A 19,368-nucleotide genomic window follows, 5' to 3' on the forward strand; every position below is an offset into this window, starting at 1 on the left:
CTTCCTCTATTTGACTACCAGCATTCCACTATTCAGAAAGTTCGATCAACCAATTCGCTTCTTGAATGCGCGCGTCTAGTTCGCGAAGTTCCCTAGACGCAGTATCCGCCATCTTCTGCATTGCCGAAACAGTAACTGTTCCTTTGAATCTCACTTCAGACTTTGTTGAGATTGATTGAGTAACTGTCGCAGCTTGTGCAAGATCGCGATACATAGATTGCCTTTTCTTAAGAATATCTCGTTCTGCTAGAGCTTGAGTCATAGTCCTGCCTACAACAGTAGCAATTGAATTTGATAGATTTATTCGACATATCAATTGAACTAGTTCCGATGCGAGGTGCTCAAACTCTACAATCAAGGCTTCTGGATCTTCGGCTGGATTTTCACCTTCTTGCACCTTTGCATTCCGAATAAGACGAGATTTTATTTGTTCAAGGCGTTTTTGATGGTCAGCACGAATGGCTAACGCTTCAGCAAGTTTCATATATTTCTTAATTAATGGCTGGTGCGATTGAGTCGCTTGACTAAATTATTAGACAGAGGCTTACTTTAATGCATAGGGTTTGAAAATCAAGATTGAACTAAATTATCGCACCCATTCTAAATTCAAAGCAATTATTTGCCTAAAATCGCCGCCGCGCACATCTTGCCTGAAAGTGTCGCGCCTTCCATACTGTCGATGTAGTCTTGCATTGTATAGCTTCCAGCCAAGAAAAAATTCTTTACAGGTGTTGCTTGAGCAGGACGGAAGGGATCTTGTCCGGGAGCTTCGCGATAGAGAGACTGGGCAAGCTTGACGACACTAGACCAAGTGACATTCAGCTTATGGGATGAAGGGAAAATTTCATGCACTTGAGCGATCATTTTCTCGACGATCGCTTCATTGCTCAGCTTAATATAATCATCCGCAGGCGTAATTACAAGCTGTAATAGAGAACCTTCTCCTTCTTTATAATAGTCGGTGGGACTGGTAATCGCCAAATCCGCAAAGGTAGAGAAATCAACTTTCACCGCATAGAGTAAATTATCAATATCAGTCACCCAGCCATCAAAGCGAAGTTGTACGGTAATTACAGGCACTGCATCTAGCTTATAGATATTGTCAAACTGTGACCATACCCGCCATTTCTCAGGAATGATTCTCTTTACTCCAGGTACGTCAGTGGCACAGATATACACATCAGCCGTCACAATTTCTTCGCCGTCTTCCTTGCCAATGATCAAACCTGTAACGCGAGTATCTTCTCCTTCTCCTTCAAAGAGAACTTCGCGCACACCCCGACGCAAATGGATTTTACCGCCCTTTGATTCGATATGTTTGACGAGTGGTTTATGCAGGAAATCATTGGGAGAACCTTCAAGCATTCTCAAAATCGAAGCCTCGGTTCGCGATGCAAAGAACTGGAAGATGGTGAGCATACATCTTGCGGAAATATTTTCGCAATCGATAAAACCCAATCCATAGGCGATCGCATCCCACATCAAATCGAGACTCGCTTGCGATCCCCCCATCCCCAAAAACCAATCTTTAAAACTGATATTATCGAGGGCGCGGATTTCTTTCATGGCTCCGACATGATCGACTAAGCCACGAATTAAGGGGCTTCGTCCGATCGCGATCGCATTTTGAATCTTGTCTTTTAGGGGCAATTGTCCCGTGGTCACAAAGGCTTTCAGTCCGTGAAAAGGCGCACCGCCAAAGTTCCGAAAATCAAGGGCAGCCTGTGCGCCACCGGGATTAACAAAAATATGGGTATGCTCCTTGAGCCGAAGATGCTCAAAGGCTCCTGTTTTCTTCATCAGGGCAAATAGATTGTAATAGCAGCCAAAAAATACATGTAAGCCCATCTCGATATGGTTGCCATCCTTGTCTAGCCAACTGCTGACTTTGCCACCTACAAAGGGGCGGGATTCAAAAAGCTCTACTTCGTAACCTTGCTCGCTGAGTTCCACAGCCGTACTCATTCCCGCTAAACCCGCACCAATAATCGCTGCTTTCATGTTCTAAGATCGAACCTTGTCGTTATATTGTTATTTATGTTTGCTTAACATATTTTGACACTTCCACGACTCTTCTAGGTTAAAGTCATGAGATTGCCCCTATGTAACGACTTTAGAACGAGTTTAATACGAATTTCCAAGGAAGCTAGATCTATAGCCATAGTCACTTGACTGAGGACAAATCAAACCCCAAGAATTGACTGGCGGCGCTTCGCGCCGCCAGTCAATTCTTGGGGTTTATGTCCTAGTACAATCCCTCATTCAAAGCGCGTACAAGAGTACATCACGAGTACATAATTATCTAGGCGCAATTAAATATAAAATCCCAAAAGCTGTAGCGTACGCTGCGCGTGCGCTACAGCTTTTGATTCTAGGTTTTAATTATGCGCAGCCACTTAATAGTTCTAAAATAGTTCTAAAGGTCATGCCACAGACAAAAATCTATGGAAACGCTGACTTTATTCAGCAAAATCGCAGCGTTCTATCTAGCACTATCCATTCCTGCGTTGTGGATGCGCTAAATTATCCTCCCGAAAAGAAGTTTCAAAGATTCTTCCCCCTGTTATCCGAAGACTTTGAATATCCTAGCGATCGCAGCGAGCAATATATTATTATTGAAATTCTGATGTTTGCGGGAAGAACTATCGAGGCTAAGAAAAACCTCTATCGGTTGCTATTTGAGCGCTTACAAGACAAATTAGGAATTTCCTCCTTAGATATTGAAATTATTCTCATTGAAACTCCAAATTATAATTGGGGTATTCGTGGTGTGGCGGGGGATGAATTGAACTTGAGTTACAAGGTAAATGTATAGGCAATGGCAGAAATAGATCTTAATTTCCGATTGGCTCAGTTTGTTGACATCGATCCTTTGATGGAGCTCGTACAGGAGTTTTATCAATTTGAGAATATCAAGTTTGACGAACCCGTAGTTAAAGCTTTTACAGCGCTGCTCAGTGACGAGCAATTTGGGATAATTTGGTTAATTTGCGATCGCGATCAATTGATTGGCTATGTAGCCCTGACCTTCTTTTTTAGCATGGAATATCACGGACGCTGTGGATTAGTCGATGAGTTATATATCCGCGAAGGCTATCGTGGCAAGGGAATTGGTAAACAAGTATTTAATTTGATTGAAGAATACCTTCACAGCCAAAAAATGCGATCGCTGTCTTTAGTCGTTGACTTCTGGAATGAGCCAGCCGAAAAGCTCTATACCAAGCTCGGCTTCCGCCGCGAGCAACGTCACCTGATGGTCAAGCATCTCCTTCCCTAACAATAAGTAGCTCAGCATAAGTCAACCCAAAACTAGAGAGCGTACCGCCCACTATGCGGGCGGTACGCTCTCTAGTTTTGGGTTTAATACCAATTCCCAAAAGTGTGGCTACACTTTTGGGAATTGAAAACCAAACCCAGTAAGGGTTTTAAAAACACAAAATGGCGTAGCCATTTTGTGTTTTGGTATAAATTATGCGGAACTACTTATTAAGTCTTTAAAGAATCTTTAAGAATCATTAAAGCCCTAATCTCTTAATCTTTAGATAAGGAGCAATAGCAAGAATTGATAGCAATAGGCTACTATTTTGATGTGAAATATCAGAGAGTCATCCGAGTATGCAGTTAAAAAGTGTCGTTCAACCCTTTGGTGAAGTCAATGTTTATCCTCAAAACAATGGAGATATTGACATCGTTGCAACTATTCTGATGGTTCCAGACATTGAGGGGGCTAGGGTCGGTCTAGCCTTGGATGGTTCGGCATCCATGAAGAAAATCTATGGCATTAGTGGGGTTGTGAGCAGTTTCTTTGCCAGTGCTGCCGTTACCCACAACGTTGTCGAGCCCGTAGCAAGGGTCATGGTAAAATACCTTGCTAATTTTGCGGCAACGGGTAGGGTCGATCTCATCAATTGGGCCTGTGGGGCGGCGGGAGAACTCATTGAGGATCTGGGCAGCTTTAGCGGTGAAGAGATCGAGCAGTTATCGATCAAGGGACCGAAGATCCCTTGGGGAACTGGAACAAAACTATTACCACCATTGCGATATTTTATTAACAAATATAAAGCCGCACCAGCGATCGGCGTTAAACAACCTGCCGCCATCTGTCTGATTATTACTGACGGCATTATCGAGGATCTCGAAGAGGTCAAAGAATACTGTTTTAAGTATGCTCTAGAAATTGCCGATCGCACTAAACCATTTATTAAGCTGCTACTCATTGGTGTGGGCAAAGAAATCGACGAAAAGCAACTTGAAGAACTAGACAATATGTTTGAAGGCAGTCCTGTTAAGGATGCGGCAGGTCGCGATATCGATCTTTGGGACTATCAAGTTGCCGATGACATTCAAATTTTGGAACAGATTTTCAAGGAATTTGTGTCTGCGGAAACAATTGTGACCCATTATGGAAGGATTCTCAATCAAGCAGGCAAGGTTTGCGAAGAGTATAGTTTGGGAGTACCTGCGTTGATGCGCTTTAGGCTACCTGCGGGTTCAACAGCCTTTACCCTTGAGTTTTCAGGTGGCAACGTGACCCAAGATATTACGGAAGCACTTCCCAAGGATACTGATTTTCCTAACCTTACCTAGTCAGCCCAGCCAACGCGATGAAAAGAGGTTCTGGATGAGAGAGTAGTATCGATCGCCATAAACATAAATCATGAATATAAATCATAAATTTAGTTATAAACAAAGCCCAAATGGATAGCCATGCTGCATGAAAATAATTCCGAGACTAATGAATTAGGTGAATTAGGACGTGAAGTTGGTGCAATCAAAGATGAGGGAAAAATTAACCCCAAGAGCTTCCAGATGCCAGCGAATCTGGTAGCAAACGAGTTTGGGGAAGTGAATGTTTTTGGCGATCGCTTCCCATCACCAAACAATCCCATTCCTAACGATCCCAGTCCGCAATGTCGAGTGGAATTCACGATCGCGATGGAGCCAGAGGGGAAATTTGCCGAAGGATGGCGGACTGGTTTAGCCCTAGATGCCAGTGCCTCAATGAAACGCGCCTATGGTCGCAAGGTAGAAGCAAGAGTCGATCCCGAACTCTTGACAACCTATATTAAAGAGGGTCGATTGCGATCCTATTTAGAGGATGGCGAACCCATTCGCAAAATCCAACGCGATGCCTTTGCCGAAATCAAAGAGCGCGGATATGAGGTTAACTATACGGAAAACATCTTGCAGCCCTTGGTGCAAAACTTTACGGCTTACTTAGCCGAGAACTTGGATGGAACAGGAAAAACATCGCTACTCTATTGGGGCTGTGGTGCGGGGGATGAAATCCAAGTTTTGGGAGAATTTGATGCCGTAAGCTGTCAGCAATTAGCGATCGCTGGTCCCGCCACCTTTAAACTGGGAAAGACAACCAAGCTTCTACCCGCGATCGCCTATTTTGCCGATCGCAATCGTCAAGCTCCACGCGGTATTTATATCTTTTTGACCGATGGCAGAATTGATGATTTAGAGGAGGTCAAAAACTACACCAAGGAGCTAGCCCTAGAGATTGCGGTCGGGAAGAGAAACTATTTGAAATTGATTTTGATTGGAATTGGTAATGATGTCGATCGCTACCAATTGCAGGAGTTAGACGATCTCGATACGGGTTTAGATATCGATCTGTGGGATTACAAAATTGCCAGCGAGATGACCAGTCTCACGCAAATATTTGCGGAAGTCGTTAATGACCACCAGATTATTGCCGCGAATGGCGCGATCTATGACGATCGCGGCAACTGTGTCAAAACCTATACCAATGGCTTACCGGCCCGAATAGACTTTGTGATGCCCCATGACTCCCAATGGTTTGAGCTAGTAGTGGGCGATCGCCGCATTCGCCAATCGGTAGTTTTAGGGGCGGCGGCGGCAGTGATCGCACCTTTAGCCGCAAAGAAACTATGGGATTTTGAGACTCCGATACAGGAACCTAATTCAGCCTTAGTCGTTGTGCAGCAACCCGTGATTAACGATCAACCAGCAAAGTCAACGAGCCCATGGAAAATCCTTGCAGCTGTATTGATTGGAATGGCTTTTGCGGGAACGGCGATCGCTTTTGGGATTTTAATTAAGCGATCGGATGATAGTAAATTACAAAAAGCCTCTATTCCCACAATCGTCAAAGAATCCATAATTGAATCGGAAGTAAGTTCAAGCGATCGCTCTAGTAATATTACTGGCTTAAATAATCCATCGAAAGCTAATCCATCCAAAGTTAGCCCATCTAAAACTAATCCATCAGCTAATCCATCCAAAGTTAGCCCATCGAAAGCTAATCAATCAGCTAATCCATCGAAAGTTAATCCCGATGATGGCAAAGCTATTTCTAATAATCCCAATAGTCCAGACATCGCCAACAGTAATAATCAGCTCGGCAATAATAGAGCCAACCCTAGCAATGATAAATCGCTTGATCGCACCGCTAGCAATAGCTCCGAGAAAAGCACCGATAACTCTAGCAATAATTCATCAGTCACTAAAGCAGAAAATAATTCAATCAATAGCGCCCAAAATAGCACCCCAAATAGCGCCCAAAATAGCATCCAGAATAGCGCCCAGAGAGGAAATGGGATCAACCCTACGGGTAGCTTCACAAAAATAACGGGTGATCTGGCGCTAAAGACCGCATTCCCCAATTTCCTCAAGCCTAATCCTAATATCGATAATAATGGGAAAGAACCCAATTCTCGTAATACCAACTCAGGCAATTCAGCGAATAGTTCTCTTAATAATTCTCTCAATAATATAAATGCAGGGAATCCATCCCAAAATGGCGATCGCCTTGTGAATTCGATTTTGCCCGTGGTCAATCCTGACTTAGAGGTAACCATCTTTTTCCCCTCCGACGAATCGCAACTACTTCCACCCGAAGAAGCCAAAATCGATAGTTTTTGGGCAAAGGTGCAGGGAAGGCGCGGCGTGATTCAGGTCAGCGGTCACACCGATACCACTGGAGACTATGCCTATAATCTCGACCTGTCCCAAGCAAGGGCAAATGAAGTAGTGAGAATCCTCCGCGATCGCGGACTTGATAATAACTACAAGGTCACGTTTGAGGCTCTATCTTGGTTGCAACCTCTCAAGAAAAATAACACCGCAAGGGATAACGCCTTTAACCGTCGCGTAGTTTTACAATTTAAAGAGCAACGATAACCAGCGCTGGTTATCGTTGCTCTTTAACTAAGTAGCTAAGCCTAGAAGAGCATACCGCCCGCTACGCGGGCGGTATGCTCTTTGGTTTTGGGTTTTAATTATGCCGAACTACTGATCAGGAAACTCCAAATACTGAGGCGGAACTGATTCCGTTAACCATACTGAGTTTTCCGAACAGAAGAAGACCAATCCATCTTGATGCATTCGTAGCGTATCAACCTGCAAAACTACTGGTTTACCATGTCTCTGACCGACCTTGATCGCTGTGGCGACATCCGCTGATAAATGAACATGTTGGCGCTTTCCAGCCAATAGTCCCTGCTGACGAATTGAATCTAGAAATCGCGTTGCCGTACCGTGAAACAGAGGATTAGGTGGTAATTGGGGATTTAAATCGAGGGTAACCTGAAGAGAATGTCCTTGATTGGCGCGAATTTTTGACTTCTCAGGATTAAATGCAAATCGTTTTTTATCGTTTGTGGCTACTATTTCCTCCAATTGGGCTATGGAGATATCTGTCCCGTTACGCTTTGCCAACTCAATTAAGCGATCGACCTCGACCCAGCCATGCTCGTCTAAGGTCAAACCAATTATTTCTGGCTGATGACGGAGCACGAGACTCATAAATTTACTGAGATGGACTAAATTTTTATCCATAACCTTTGGTTTAAAAATTGAAATGCCTGTATAGTCGTTTACAATGGTAATGGTTAGTTTTTTTACCTTTTGCGGTATGCTCTAACCTTAAAAATTATGTAACCCTGAGGACATAAGCGAATGCTACATCGCAAAATATATCAACTTTGTGAAGCCAAGAGCGATGTTTGGATTTACCTGAGGGATCAGGGACGTTGGCTAGAAAGAGCCAAGATATTGGATATTGAAGGCGACGTGGTAACAATACGTTACGAGACTGAGGATGAAGACGAGGTTTGCTCTTGGGAAGAAATGGTCAGATTAGAGAGTATTGGTGCTGTTACTCAAAGATTATCTTCATTTACCAAAACAGGGATGTCATCCAGCGATCTGTTGGTGTCCGATGATTGTCCTGAAGCTGAGCAAATTCGCCCCCGTATCGATCCTGATAAATAAGGACAAAGGGGTGCGGATCACTCCTTTGTTTCAGCCATAGAGTGGACGCTTTGCGTTCACTCTATTTTATGTGTATATGAGATTAAACCGATGCAACCTGCCGATCTGACCGCACTTGTAGCTTTGACCCATGAGCTAGATCTAGCTTGTGTGCCTGCGAGGTTAGAGCAGGTGTATCAAAGCGATCGCCATACAATTCATTTACAATTACGAACTTTAGAGAAGAAGCAATGGTTATTGCTATCGTGGCATCCCCAAGCCGCTCGCTTACATCTATGTACGCCGCCGCCCAAGCAGCCCGATACTTTCACCTTTAGTCAACAGATTCTCCATCAGGTAGCAGGATTTGCCCTTGTCTCAGTGAAACTAACGAGTCCGTGGGAACGGGTGGTCGATCTACAATTTGCCAAGCGTCCCGATGATGAGGTGCAATGGCATCTCTATCTCGAAGTAATGGGCAAGTATAGCAATGCCATTTTAGTAAATGCCCATGGGGAAATCGTCACCGCCGCCCATCAAGTCAGTAGCAAGCAATCACGGGTGCGTCCCATCCAAACAGGCGATCGCTATGCCTTACCCCCTGCTCTCCTCGAAGCAATTCCCCATCTCGATGAATCCTTTGATTCATGGCGCGATCGCTTGATTTTGATTCCGAAAGAAATTAAGCGCAATTTGGTGAGTAATTACCGTGGAGTGAGTTCGTCCCTAGTGCGATCGCTATTGGCAGCAGCTCACCTCAATGGCGATCGCAATGTGACTGATTTAACCAGTACCGAATGGGAAGCACTATATCAAGCTTGGCAAATCTGGCTAACCTGTATTGATCAAAAGATTTTCTATCCACATTTGGAAGTCAAAGGATATGCCCTCACCCCTAGCCTAAGTCTCGACAGATCCCCCTCAATCCCCCTTAAAAAGGGGGAAGAAGATAATTCTCCCCCCTTTTTAAGGGGGGCTGGGGGGGATCTACCCCCCCCGCTATCAGTTAATGAATTTTGCGATCGCTACTATTCCCAACAAACAGGACAGGTTGCGTTTCAGCAATTGCACCAACAAATTAGTCAAGCAATTCACAATCAGCTCGCAAAGTTAACGATTAAAGAGAAAGAATTTCTCGATCGCTGGCAACTCTCGACCCAAGCCGATGATTTTAAAGATAAAGCCGATTTGTTAATGGCGCATTTGCATCTCTGGGAAATCGGGATGAAGGAGATTAAACTGACCGATTTCCATTCAGCCGCCCCCGTCATCATTCCCCTTGATCCAACGCTAAATGCCCAGCAGAATGCGCAATCCTTTTATAAAAAGCACCAAAAACAAAAACGCGCAGCCTTAGCGATCGCACCACTTCTAGAATCAGTCCAACAGGAAATCAATTATCTCGAACAGGTTGCCACGGCGGTTAGTCTATTGGAGATAACGGAACTTCCTGCCTTACAAGAAATTCGTACCGAACTCGCTCAGCAAGGATATCTCAAGGTCACTGCCGAATACGCGCCACGCACGAAAAATAGTAAAGGTGGCAAAAATAAAAGCAATCGCACCAAACAAGAAGAGATTCCCGACTGTCATCGGTTTACAACCCCCAATGGATTTGAAGTTTGGGTGGGAAGGAATAATTACCAAAATGATTTGATTTCATTCCGTATTGCAGGAGAGTACGATCTTTGGCTCCATGCCCAAGAAATTTCTGGCAGTCACGTACTGCTGCGATTACCTGCGGGGGCGATCGCCGATGACCAAGATCTGCAAACCGCCGCTAATTATGCCGCCTATTACAGTCGCGCTCGACAAAGTGATCAAGTACCTGTAGTCTGCACCATTCCTAAGTATGTCTTTAAGCCCAAAGGAGCAAAACCGGGAATGGTCGTTTATACCCACGAAAAGATTATTTGGGGACAGCCCACTAGTTTGAGATTATAGGAGTATAAAGATGAGTGGCGGCGCTTTGCGCCACCACTCATCTTTATACTCCATAGCTGCCGCCAGTTTTGTTAGGACAAAACCCAATAGAGAGTTGCGGCGCTTCGCGCCGCAACTCTCTATTGGGTTTTGTCCTGACTTAAGTGAATATAGCTATATTTCTGGTTTAGAATGGATAAATGATGACTAGCGCTGATCACAAATCCTTCAGTGAGAGAGATGTTTGCACTAAGCTGATTACGCCAGCTTTGCAGCAAGCGGGATGGGACTTGCTCGAACAAATTCGCGAAGAGGTGACGCTGACTCAGGGACGGGTATTTGTGCGCGGCAAGGGAATGACCATGCGCGGCGATCGCAAAAGGGCGGATTATCTCCTTTCTTATAAACATAATTTGCCCTTGGCGGTGATTGAGGCAAAGGATAATAATCATTCTGTCGGGGCAGGGATGCAACAGGCGATCGCGACGGGAGCTTTGATCGATGTGCCGTTTGTGTATTCATCGAATGGGGATGCTTTTTTAGAGCGCGATCTGAGTAATCCTGAACGAGTTACGGAGAGGGAAATTGCGCTAAATGCCTTTCCTTCGCCAGAGGAGTTGTGGTTGCGTTACTGTGTTGGCAAGGGGATTACGCCTGAACTTAAACCCTTGGTGGAGCAGAGTTATTATCCCAGTGCCGATCGCCGACAGGCGCGGTATTACCAAACGATCGCCATTAATCGCACGGTGGAAGCGATCGCCAAGGGACAGAAGCGAATTTTGTTAGTCATGGCAACGGGAACGGGTAAGACTTATACGGCTTTTCAGATTATGTGGCGATTGTGGAAAGGCAAGCAGGCAAAGCATATTTTGTTTTTAGCCGATCGCAATATTTTGATCGAGCAAGCCCATACTAACGATTTCAAACCCTTTGGCGGCGCAATGACCAAAATCAAAAAGCGGCAAATCGATCAGTCCTATGAGATTTATTTGGCGCTATATCAGGCGATTACGGGTAATGAAGAAGACAAGAATATTTATAAACAATTTGCACGGGACTTTTTCGATCTGATCGTGATTGATGAATGTCATCGGGGTAGTGCGGCGGAAGATTCGGCATGGCGCGAAGTATTGGAATATTTCTCTAGTGCGACGCAAATCGGCTTGACGGCTACGCCCAAGGAGACGGAGGCTGTCTCGAATATCGATTATTTTGGCGAACCGATTTACACCTATTCACTGAAGCAGGGCATTGATGATGGTTTTCTTGCGCCCTATAAGGTGATCAAGATTGATTTGGATCGGGATCTGGATGGTTGGCGACCCAAGTTAGGACAGCGCGATAAGTATGGCAACTTGATCGAGGATCGGGTTTATAACCAGAGGGATTTTGATAAAACTTTAGTGATTGAGGAGCGCACACTGTTAGTGGCGCAATTGGTGACGGACTATCTCAAGTCCACCGATCCCTATGCCAAGACGATCGTATTTTGTGAAGATATTGACCATGCGGAACGGATGCGACAGGCGCTAGTGAATGCCAATGGCGATCGCGTTAAGGAAAATGCTAAATATGTGATGCGAATTACGGGGGATGAAAAGGAGGGTAAGGCTCAGCTATACAATTTCATCAATCCTGAGGAACGCTATCCCGTAATTGTGACGACTTCGGAGCTTTTGACGACGGGCGTAGATGCGAAGACTTGCAAGTTGATTGTGATCGATCAGGTCATTAATTCAACGCCGAAGTTTAAGCAAATCGTGGGCAGGGGAACGCGCATTGATGAGGAACATAACAAGCTGTTCTTCACGATTATGGATTTCAAGAAAGCGACAATAAAGTTTAGCAATCCTGAGTTTGATGGCGATCCTGTGCAGATTTATGAACCACAGCCCGATCAGCCTGTTTCGCCACCTGAACCTATGAACTATGACGATGATGATTTTGCCGAAAATCAGCGTGTTTCCGAAAGGCGCGATCGCTATGTGGTGGCGGGCGAATCAGTAGATGTGGTGGCGATCCGCGAGCAGTATTTGGGTAAGGATGGCAAATTATTAACCGAGGCGATTCGGTTCAAGGCTTCGCAAGCGATTCAGGGTAAATATGGCACGATCGCGAGCTTTTTGCGGCGTTGGCAAGAACTGGAACGCAAAGGGGCGATCGCTACGGAATTAGAGGAGCTAGGAATATCGGTAGCGATGCTCGAAAATGAGGTGGGTCAAGAGTTTGACCTATTTGATTTGATCTGTCATGTTGCCTTTGACCAACCACCCCTGACTCGTCGTGAGCGGGCTGCCCAAGCGCGAGCCCAAATGCAAAAACAAAACTATTTTGCGAAGTATGGCGATCGCGCAAGGCAAGTTTTGGAAAAGCTATTGGAGAGATATGCGGATTCAGGAATTGAGGAGATTGAGAAGCTAGATTTGCTGAAAGTGCCACCCTTTACGGAGTTTGGTAAACAGTTGGAAATTGTGCGACTATTTGGTGGTAAGCAGGGATATTTTCAGGCGATCGCTGATTTAGAAAATGCTTTGTATCAGGAGGTTAGTTAATCAATAATGTCTATAAGTACTACTGTTAAAGCAATTCAAGACATCATGCGGAAGGATGCGGGTGTGGATGGGGACGCACAGCGCTTGAGCCAGTTGGTGTGGATGATCTTTTTGAAGGTGTTTGATGCGCGGGAAGAAGAATTGGAACTGGATGATGATTATAAATCGCCAATTCCTGAAGCTTTGCGTTGGCGGACTTGGGCGATCGCTGAAGGTGGGATTACGGGCAGTGAATTATTAGATTTTATCGATCGCCAGTTGTTTCCGACCTTGAAGGGGTTAGTGGCGAAGGCGGATGAACGGGGGCGCATGGTGGGGCGCGTGTTTGAGGATGCCAATAACTATATGAAAAATGGCACGCTGATCCGTCAGGTGATCAATAAGCTGAATGCGATCGATTTTAATAAGCAGCAGGATCGGCATCAGTTTGGCGATATTTACGAAAAATTATTAAAGGATTTGCAGGGGGCGGGTAATGCGGGTGAATACTATACGCCCCGTGCGGTGACGCAATTTATTGTGGATATGGTGAATCCGCAGTTGGGAGAGGTGGTGCTCGATCCTGCCTGTGGGACGGGTGGCTTTTTGACCTGTGCCTTGGAGCATTTGCGCCAGCAGTCACAATCGGCGGATGATGTGGTGACTTTGCGCGAGACAGTGCGTGGTGTGGAGAAAAAGCCTCTGCCCTATCACCTTTGCATTACCAATTTGATTTTGCATGATCTCGATTTGCCAAGGTTAGAGCATGACAATACGCTATCCCGTCCGTTGCTCGATTACAGCAATCGCGATCGCGTAGATATCATCATCACCAATCCACCCTTTGGCGGCATGGAGGAGGATGGGATTGAGAGTAATTTCCCTACGGCGTTGCGGACTCGCGAGACTGCGGATTTGTTTTTGGTGTTGATTATGCATTTGCTCAAGGATGGCGGACGCGGGGCAGTGGTGCTGCCCGATGGGACGCTCTTTGGTGAGGGTGTGAAGACAAGGATTAAGGAAAAGTTGTTAGAGGATTGCAATTTACATACGATCGTCCGCTTGCCGAATGGGGTATTTAATCCCTATACGGGCATTAAGACAAATTTGCTATTTTTTACAAAGGGTGAGCCAACTCAGGAGATTTGGTATTATGAGCATCCCTATCCGCAGGGTGTGAAGTCCTATAACAAAACGAAGCCGATTCATATTAGTGAGTTCGATCGCGAAAAGTCTTGGTGGGGCGATCGCATGGAAAATGAGCTAGCTTGGCGGGTAAGCATTGATGAGATTCGGGCTAATAATTACAATCTTGATATCAAGAATCCCCATGCGGCGGAGGTTAATCATGGGGATTTTGAGGATCTGTTAGCGGATTATGCGTCGTTGATGGCGGGTTTGAGCGAGACGAGAAATGCTTTGAAGCAGGAGCTTATGGAGTCATTAAGTTAGCGGTTGGTGTAGATTGATCTGACGGAGTACTATAGCTAGGAGGTGGATAAATAAAGCATTATGAAAAATACTCGTTACATAACTGCAACTGTTTTAGATGGCAATCGCCTTGAGATTGAAACGCCTGATTTACCAATTGGGCAAACGATTGAGGTGATTCTAGTAATTCCTGAAACTTTACAATCTTCTCTTACGCTGAGCGATCGCTATGCTTTTTTGAAACTGCCGATCGCTGAGCGTCAAAAGGTTTTGAGTATGCAGGCTGAGGCGATGGTAGAACATTATGAAAATAATACTGAGTGGAAAGATTTGATGACGGGTGACATTGTTGAATAATGAAATTCAAGAATATGATTTGGTGGCGTTGACTGAGGATGCGATCGCCTTACATAAGGTGACACATCAGCCGATTGTGTTGCGTCGAGGTTAGATGGGGACGGTGTTGATAAAGATGACAAAATTTGACAATTTTTGTTAAAGCGATAAAGTGTTATTAGTCTAATTGCCAATTCATTTAGTGGGAGGTTTGCAGTTATGACAACTCTTAACGTCTCTTTGCCTGATGCAATGCGAGATTTTATTCAGGAGCAAATTCAGGCTGGTAGTTACAGCACGGTTAGTGAGTACCTGCGCTATTTAATTCGCCAAGAGCAAAAGCGCGTTGCACAAGAAAAGTTAGATGCGATGTTATTGGAGGGGTTGAATAGTGGTGAATCGGTAGAGATGACTGATGAGCTATGGGATCAGATGCGATCTCGTCTTGTGGATAAGCTTCAGCAAAAGGCAAAGAATGGCTAAAAAGATTCTTGTCAAGCCAAGTGCTGTAAGCGATTTACAAAATATTTTTGAATACTTTGCTGAACACAATTCAGAGGTTGCTCTGAAATTTTTTGATGCGGCGAGACAGACTTTTGCTCATTTGGCACAAATGCCTAATATGGGTAAGCGATATTCGTCCAATCATTCTAGATTTGGTGATTTACGACAATGGGCAGTAAAAGGATTTAGAAAATATTTGATTTTCTATTTGATAAGTGATGAACAAATTGAAGTCGTGAGAGTGATTCATGCGGCTCAAGATCTGGAGGTGATTTTTGAGGAGGATGATTAATGACTGTTGCTGATACTTTTTTTAAACAATTTGAGATTCTTGCGGATGCGCCTAATGCTGTGCCGAAGTTGCGTGAGTTGATTTTGCAGTTGGCTGTGCGCGGTAAGCTTGTCTCTCAAGATCCAAATGATGAACCTGCTTCTATTTTAATTAAAAAGATTCAATCTGTTAAAGATTCAATAAAGAAAAGACGCACTAAAAACATTGAGCCTCCAGCATTGCTTACGGATATAGAAATTCCATTTAAAATTCCTTATGCTTGGCAATGGGCTAGGTTTAGTCAGGTTTCTATTTGCCGAGATGAAGAGAGGATTCCTATTGAAAAATCTATTAGAGAGAATCATCAAGGAGTATATGATTATTATGGAGCTTCTGGGATAATTGATAAATTTGATGATTATATTTTTGATAAGCCATTACTTTTAATAGGTGAAGATGGAGCAAATCTCGTTAACCGATCCACCAAAATTGCATTTCTTGCTTATGGTAAATATTGGGTTAATAATCATGCTCATGTAATAGATAGTATTTCTATAGATTGTCTGAAATATCTAGAGGTTTTTATTAATGCAATTGATTTAAAGCCATTTTTAACAGGTACTGCTCAACCTAAAATGAGTCAGTCAAAAATGAACTCTATTCCAATAGCTTTTCCTCCGCTTAATGAACAGAAGAGGATTGCGGAGAAAGTTGATAAATTGATGGAGTGGTGCGATCGCTTAGAGAAGCAACAGCAACAACGCCGCGAAACCTGCATAAACCTCAATCGTGTCGCCTTAACCCAACTAACCACCGCAAAAACTACTGACGAATTTAGCGATCGCTGGCAAAAAGTCCGCGACAATTTCGATCTGCTCTACAGCCTCCCCGAAAATGTCTCCCAACTCCGCCAAACAATTCTCCAATTAGCCGTAATGGGCAAACTCGTAAAACAAGATCCTAACGATGAACCAGCTTCTATCTTGTTGCAAAGGGTTAAAAACAAAAAGGATAAGAAGGAAAAACAACTATTTGATATTGATCGCCAATTAATGTACTTGAACTTACCCCAAAATTGGTCTTGGACAAGGATTGGTAGTCTTTCTAAAGCGATAGAGTATGGTACATCTCATAAAGCAGATGAATTTATAGATGCTGTTCCCGTACTAAGGATGAACAATATTCGTAATGGAAAAATTGTATTTGAGAATTTAAAATATCTTTCCGATTCAATAGACGACTTACCAAAACTGTATTTACAAAATGGTGACTTGCTGTTTAACCGAACTAATAGCGCTGAGTTAGTTGGCAAAACAGGATTGTATCGAGGTGAAAACAATAAATATACTTTTGCATCTTATTTAATTCGTATAGCCCTATTTTTAGAGGATATTAGCCCTGAGTTTGTCAACCTTGCCATGAACTCTAATTTTTATCGTCAAACTCAAATTGCTCCAGAAATAACGCAACAATGTGGACAAGCTAACTTTAATGGAACAAAACTAAAAAACTCAATTATTCCACTTCCTCCACTCAACGAACAAAAACGCATTGTTGCGAAAGTTGAGGAAATGATGAGACTTTGTGATGGATTGGAAGCAAAGCTCAAGGAAGCAGAAACAAATCGACAAAAACTACTAGAGTCAGGTATCCGTAAAGTCTTGAGCCAAATTTGAAACCAGCTAGACTGACTAGAATCTATTTAAGAATTACTTTCGAGTACTCAAAATTCTAAAAGATCCCCCTCAATCCCCCTTAAAAAGGGGGAAGAATTAATTCTCCCCCCTTTTTAAGGGGGGCTGGGGGGGATCTAGACAATTCTTAAATTGGTTCTTAGATATAATCTTTATAAGCTCATTACAAGCACAAACAAATGACTTGTACAGATGAAAAGCTCGATCGCTTTGCCGAAAAAGTAGACACTTTGATTGATGGCATGAATCGACAAGGCGATCGCATTTCCGCAACAGTCGAACGTCAAGCGATCGTAGCCGAACAACAAGCAGAGGTCGCAGCCCAACAAGCCGAAAGTATCCGACTACTCATAGAAATGCTTAACCGCAAACAAGCCTAAATTTTTACCTTTTACTACGTTATCCGCAAAGGGAAATCAAAATGACATCAGAAATTACCAACAAACTAAGCCAAATCGAGACAGCTTTACTATCCTTAGCTCAGTCCGTACAAACTCTCACCGAAGAATCTCAATCCTTAAGGCAAGAATTACGCTCCACCAATAGCAATATTAATAACCTCGTAGAGCATCTTTACACCCGTCGCGATGTCGTCGCCAATGACGTAGTAGATATTAAAGACGAAATTTATCAAATCAAAGAAGTAACTAAACAACAAAACTCCACCGCAGAACGCTACGCCATCTCAGCCCAAACCCAAGCCGAAAGCATCCGACTACTCATAGAAATGCTCAACCGCAAACAAGCCTAAAAAAGATTATGATCAGCAAGCTTCGACCTACTGATCAACCGTTTTAAACCCAAGCCACCATGCTAAGTTCGACTAAAGAACTTCTAGAAACCGCCCGCCGCAACTCCTATGCGATCGGAGCCTTTAACATTTACAACTTAGAAGGCGTAAAAGCCGTAGTCAACGCCGCCGAAATCAGTCGCAGTCCCGCCATGCTGCAACTACATCCCAGCGCTCTCATCTATGGCAAACTTCCCCTAGTCAAACTCTGCCTCGAATCCGCCAAATCGGCAAATGTACCGATCGCCATTCACCTCGATCACAGCACTTCCGCTAGCGATATTCGCTTAGCCCTAGATGCAGGCGTGCGATCGATTATGGCAGATGGCTCTCCCATGACCTATGCGAAGAATTTAGAATTTACTAGAGAAATGACCGCACTCTCCCATAAATTCCATGCAGTGGTCGAAGCGGAAATTGGCAGAATCAGTGGAACAGAAGATGGATTAACGATCGCCGAAAAAGAAGCCAAAATGACCGATCCTATCCAAGCTGTAGAATTTGTGAATCAAACTAAAGTCGATGCCCTCGCTGTGACGATCGGCAATGTCCATGGTGAATATAAAAGCCCACCCCGTTTAGACTTTGACCGTCTCGAAAAAATTCGCAGCCTGATCGATATTCCCTTAGTTTTGCATGGCGCGTCAGGATTACCTGCGGCGATGATCCAGCGATCGATTCAGTTGGGAGTCTGTAAATTTAACGTCAATACAGAAGTACGCCAAGCCTATATGCAAGCCCTCAAGCTGGAAATCTGTGGAGATAGTCCCAAGGATTTATTAGAGATCGCAGGAGAAGCGATCGCCGCCATGCAAGAGGTAATTATCGATAAACTCGAACTTTTTGGTTCCGTTGGCAAAGCCCATTTACATGACAATCCCTATGCCGCAATGCTAGCAGGGCAGGCTCACGTCTAGACGATAGCACCTCGTAATTCTGGCAACACCCCGTAACTGACTGGCATACCATTGGGAAACGCGATCCTGCCCTGCGATCGCACTAACAGCAATGCCATTATGCCCATGCTCCTTGCCCGAACTATGGATATATTCGCCATTACCAATATAAATACCCACATGGGTTGCCTTGATGGGACTGCCAAAAAAGATCAGATCACCAACTTGAATTTCATCCCAAGCAAGGCGATCGCCAAAGGCTTCTTGCTGATAGGCATCGCGAGGAATCCAAACTCCGCTCGCCGCAAAAGCAGCCTGCATTAAACCCGAACAGTCATAATTTGGCGCAACCGTACCACCCCAAAGATATTCATTGGGTGTTGCCATCGCGGTTTGGATAAAATTAATTACTGCGGGTAGGCGATCGCCTATTTCTTCAGCACTTAAATCTGGCGGCAAGTTGGCAATATAATCCTGAAAATTACTTGGCTCCAAATTTTCTAGATCCTCAAGATCTAGCAATCCCTCATAACCATCTTCGAGTAACTGAATTTTTAAAAAGTTTGCCTCGGAAGCGATCACTTGCAAATATCGACCTTTAGCCATCTGCGTCGCAAGGCGATCGAGTCTTGGCGAATCATAAATATTCAGGTCAACCAAACTGCGATAGAGCATAGCGCTATTCCCCTGTATTCTTCTAAATATAGCTATAAAACCCTAAAACCTGCGGCGCACGCGCAGCCTGCGCCGCAGGTTTTAGATCTGGATT

General features: G+C 44.2%; 19 protein-coding genes. 15 read left to right on the forward strand and 4 right to left on the reverse strand.

All coding sequences use genetic code 11. The features are described from left to right. Positions 1-28: 28 nt before the first annotated feature. Together PseudUWO310_RS00920 and zds are read right to left on the reverse strand one after the other, a co-directional pair. Entirely contained in the window at positions 29-484 is a 456-nt protein-coding gene (locus tag PseudUWO310_RS00920) for a DIP1984 family protein (protein ID WP_142598251.1), read from the reverse strand. Positions 485-615: 131 nt separating this feature from the next. Continuing rightward, positions 616-2,001: a 9,9'-di-cis-zeta-carotene desaturase gene (zds, locus tag PseudUWO310_RS00925; protein WP_142598253.1), complete on the reverse strand. Its 1,386-nt coding sequence runs from the start codon at positions 1,999-2,001 to the stop codon at positions 616-618. A 424-nt stretch (positions 2,002-2,425) separates the two neighbouring features. Here zds and PseudUWO310_RS00930 point away from each other — a divergent pair, with 424 nt between their 5' ends. The 4 genes from PseudUWO310_RS00930 to PseudUWO310_RS00945 all read left to right on the forward strand — a co-directional run bounded on the left by PseudUWO310_RS00930 (position 2,426) and on the right by PseudUWO310_RS00945 (position 7,152). After that, the gene (locus PseudUWO310_RS00930) at positions 2,426-2,815 is read left to right on the forward strand and encodes a tautomerase family protein (RefSeq protein WP_142598255.1); all 390 of its coding nucleotides are present in this window, start codon (positions 2,426-2,428) and stop codon (positions 2,813-2,815) included. A 3-nt stretch (positions 2,816-2,818) separates the two neighbouring features. Beyond that, a complete protein-coding gene (locus tag PseudUWO310_RS00935; RefSeq protein ID WP_142598257.1) occupies positions 2,819-3,277 on the forward strand; it encodes a GNAT family N-acetyltransferase in 459 nt (152 codons plus the stop codon). Between the two features lie 338 nt (positions 3,278-3,615). Continuing rightward, on the forward strand, positions 3,616-4,587 hold the full coding sequence (locus PseudUWO310_RS00940; RefSeq protein WP_142598260.1) for a VWA domain-containing protein: 972 nt from the start codon (positions 3,616-3,618) through the stop codon (positions 4,585-4,587). A 120-nt stretch (positions 4,588-4,707) separates the two neighbouring features. Continuing rightward, complete coding sequence (locus PseudUWO310_RS00945) at positions 4,708-7,152, forward strand: OmpA family protein (protein WP_142598262.1); 2,445 nt, start codon at positions 4,708-4,710, stop codon at positions 7,150-7,152. Positions 7,153-7,260: 108 nt separating this feature from the next. Here PseudUWO310_RS00945 and PseudUWO310_RS00950 read toward each other — a convergent pair whose 3' ends face one another. Beyond that, complete coding sequence (locus PseudUWO310_RS00950; RefSeq protein ID WP_142598263.1) at positions 7,261-7,809, reverse strand: RNA 2'-phosphotransferase; 549 nt, start codon at positions 7,807-7,809, stop codon at positions 7,261-7,263. Between the two features lie 120 nt (positions 7,810-7,929). Here PseudUWO310_RS00950 and PseudUWO310_RS00955 point away from each other — a divergent pair, with 120 nt between their 5' ends. The 11 genes from PseudUWO310_RS00955 to PseudUWO310_RS01010 all read left to right on the forward strand — a co-directional run bounded on the left by PseudUWO310_RS00955 (position 7,930) and on the right by PseudUWO310_RS01010 (position 18,620). Next, a complete protein-coding gene (locus tag PseudUWO310_RS00955; RefSeq protein WP_009629117.1) occupies positions 7,930-8,244 on the forward strand; it encodes a DUF6679 family protein in 315 nt (104 codons plus the stop codon). A gap of 90 nt (positions 8,245-8,334) precedes the next feature. Then, positions 8,335-10,167 carry an NFACT family protein gene (locus PseudUWO310_RS00960; RefSeq protein WP_142598265.1) on the forward strand — a complete coding sequence of 611 codons (1,833 nt, stop codon included), beginning with the start codon at positions 8,335-8,337 and terminating at the stop codon, positions 10,165-10,167. A 182-nt stretch (positions 10,168-10,349) separates the two neighbouring features. Continuing rightward, positions 10,350-12,698: an EcoAI/FtnUII family type I restriction enzme subunit R gene (gene hsdR, locus PseudUWO310_RS00965; protein WP_223805482.1), complete on the forward strand. Its 2,349-nt coding sequence runs from the start codon at positions 10,350-10,352 to the stop codon at positions 12,696-12,698. A 6-nt stretch (positions 12,699-12,704) separates the two neighbouring features. Continuing rightward, positions 12,705-14,129, forward strand: coding sequence for a class I SAM-dependent DNA methyltransferase (locus tag PseudUWO310_RS00970; RefSeq protein ID WP_190315861.1), 1,425 nt, complete (start codon positions 12,705-12,707; stop codon positions 14,127-14,129). 60 nt (positions 14,130-14,189) lie between these two features. Beyond that, positions 14,190-14,465, forward strand: coding sequence for a hypothetical protein (locus PseudUWO310_RS00975; RefSeq protein WP_223805483.1), 276 nt, complete (start codon positions 14,190-14,192; stop codon positions 14,463-14,465). A 198-nt stretch (positions 14,466-14,663) separates the two neighbouring features. Beyond that, positions 14,664-14,927 carry a type II toxin-antitoxin system ParD family antitoxin gene (locus PseudUWO310_RS00985; RefSeq protein WP_142598273.1) on the forward strand — a complete coding sequence of 88 codons (264 nt, stop codon included), beginning with the start codon at positions 14,664-14,666 and terminating at the stop codon, positions 14,925-14,927. Next, entirely contained in the window at positions 14,920-15,240 is a 321-nt protein-coding gene (locus PseudUWO310_RS00990) for a type II toxin-antitoxin system RelE/ParE family toxin (RefSeq protein WP_142598275.1), read from the forward strand. Before PseudUWO310_RS00985 ends, PseudUWO310_RS00990 begins: the two co-directional genes overlap by 8 nt. Further along, the gene (locus PseudUWO310_RS00995) at positions 15,240-16,895 is read left to right on the forward strand and encodes a restriction endonuclease subunit S (RefSeq protein WP_142598277.1); all 1,656 of its coding nucleotides are present in this window, start codon (positions 15,240-15,242) and stop codon (positions 16,893-16,895) included. Before PseudUWO310_RS00990 ends, PseudUWO310_RS00995 begins: the two co-directional genes overlap by 1 nt. Positions 16,896-17,092: 197 nt before the next feature. After that, positions 17,093-17,293 (forward strand): hypothetical protein, encoded by a 201-nt coding sequence (locus PseudUWO310_RS01000; protein WP_142598279.1) that lies wholly within the window; start codon positions 17,093-17,095, stop codon positions 17,291-17,293. A 41-nt stretch (positions 17,294-17,334) separates the two neighbouring features. Beyond that, positions 17,335-17,664, forward strand: a complete 330-nt coding sequence (locus PseudUWO310_RS01005; RefSeq protein ID WP_142598281.1) for a hypothetical protein — start codon at positions 17,335-17,337, stop codon at positions 17,662-17,664. Between the two features lie 59 nt (positions 17,665-17,723). Beyond that, entirely contained in the window at positions 17,724-18,620 is an 897-nt protein-coding gene (locus tag PseudUWO310_RS01010; RefSeq protein ID WP_142598283.1) for a class II fructose-bisphosphate aldolase, read from the forward strand. Here the strand turns inward: PseudUWO310_RS01010 and PseudUWO310_RS01015 are convergent. After that, on the reverse strand, positions 18,597-19,274 hold the full coding sequence (locus tag PseudUWO310_RS01015) for a C40 family peptidase (RefSeq protein WP_142598285.1): 678 nt from the start codon (positions 19,272-19,274) through the stop codon (positions 18,597-18,599). The two genes, PseudUWO310_RS01010 and PseudUWO310_RS01015, sit on opposite strands and share 24 nt — an antisense overlap. Positions 19,275-19,368 lie beyond the last annotated feature (94 nt).

Source organism: Pseudanabaena sp. UWO310 (genome assembly GCF_006861605.1).
Lineage (GTDB): Bacteria > Cyanobacteriota > Cyanobacteriia > Pseudanabaenales > Pseudanabaenaceae > Pseudanabaena.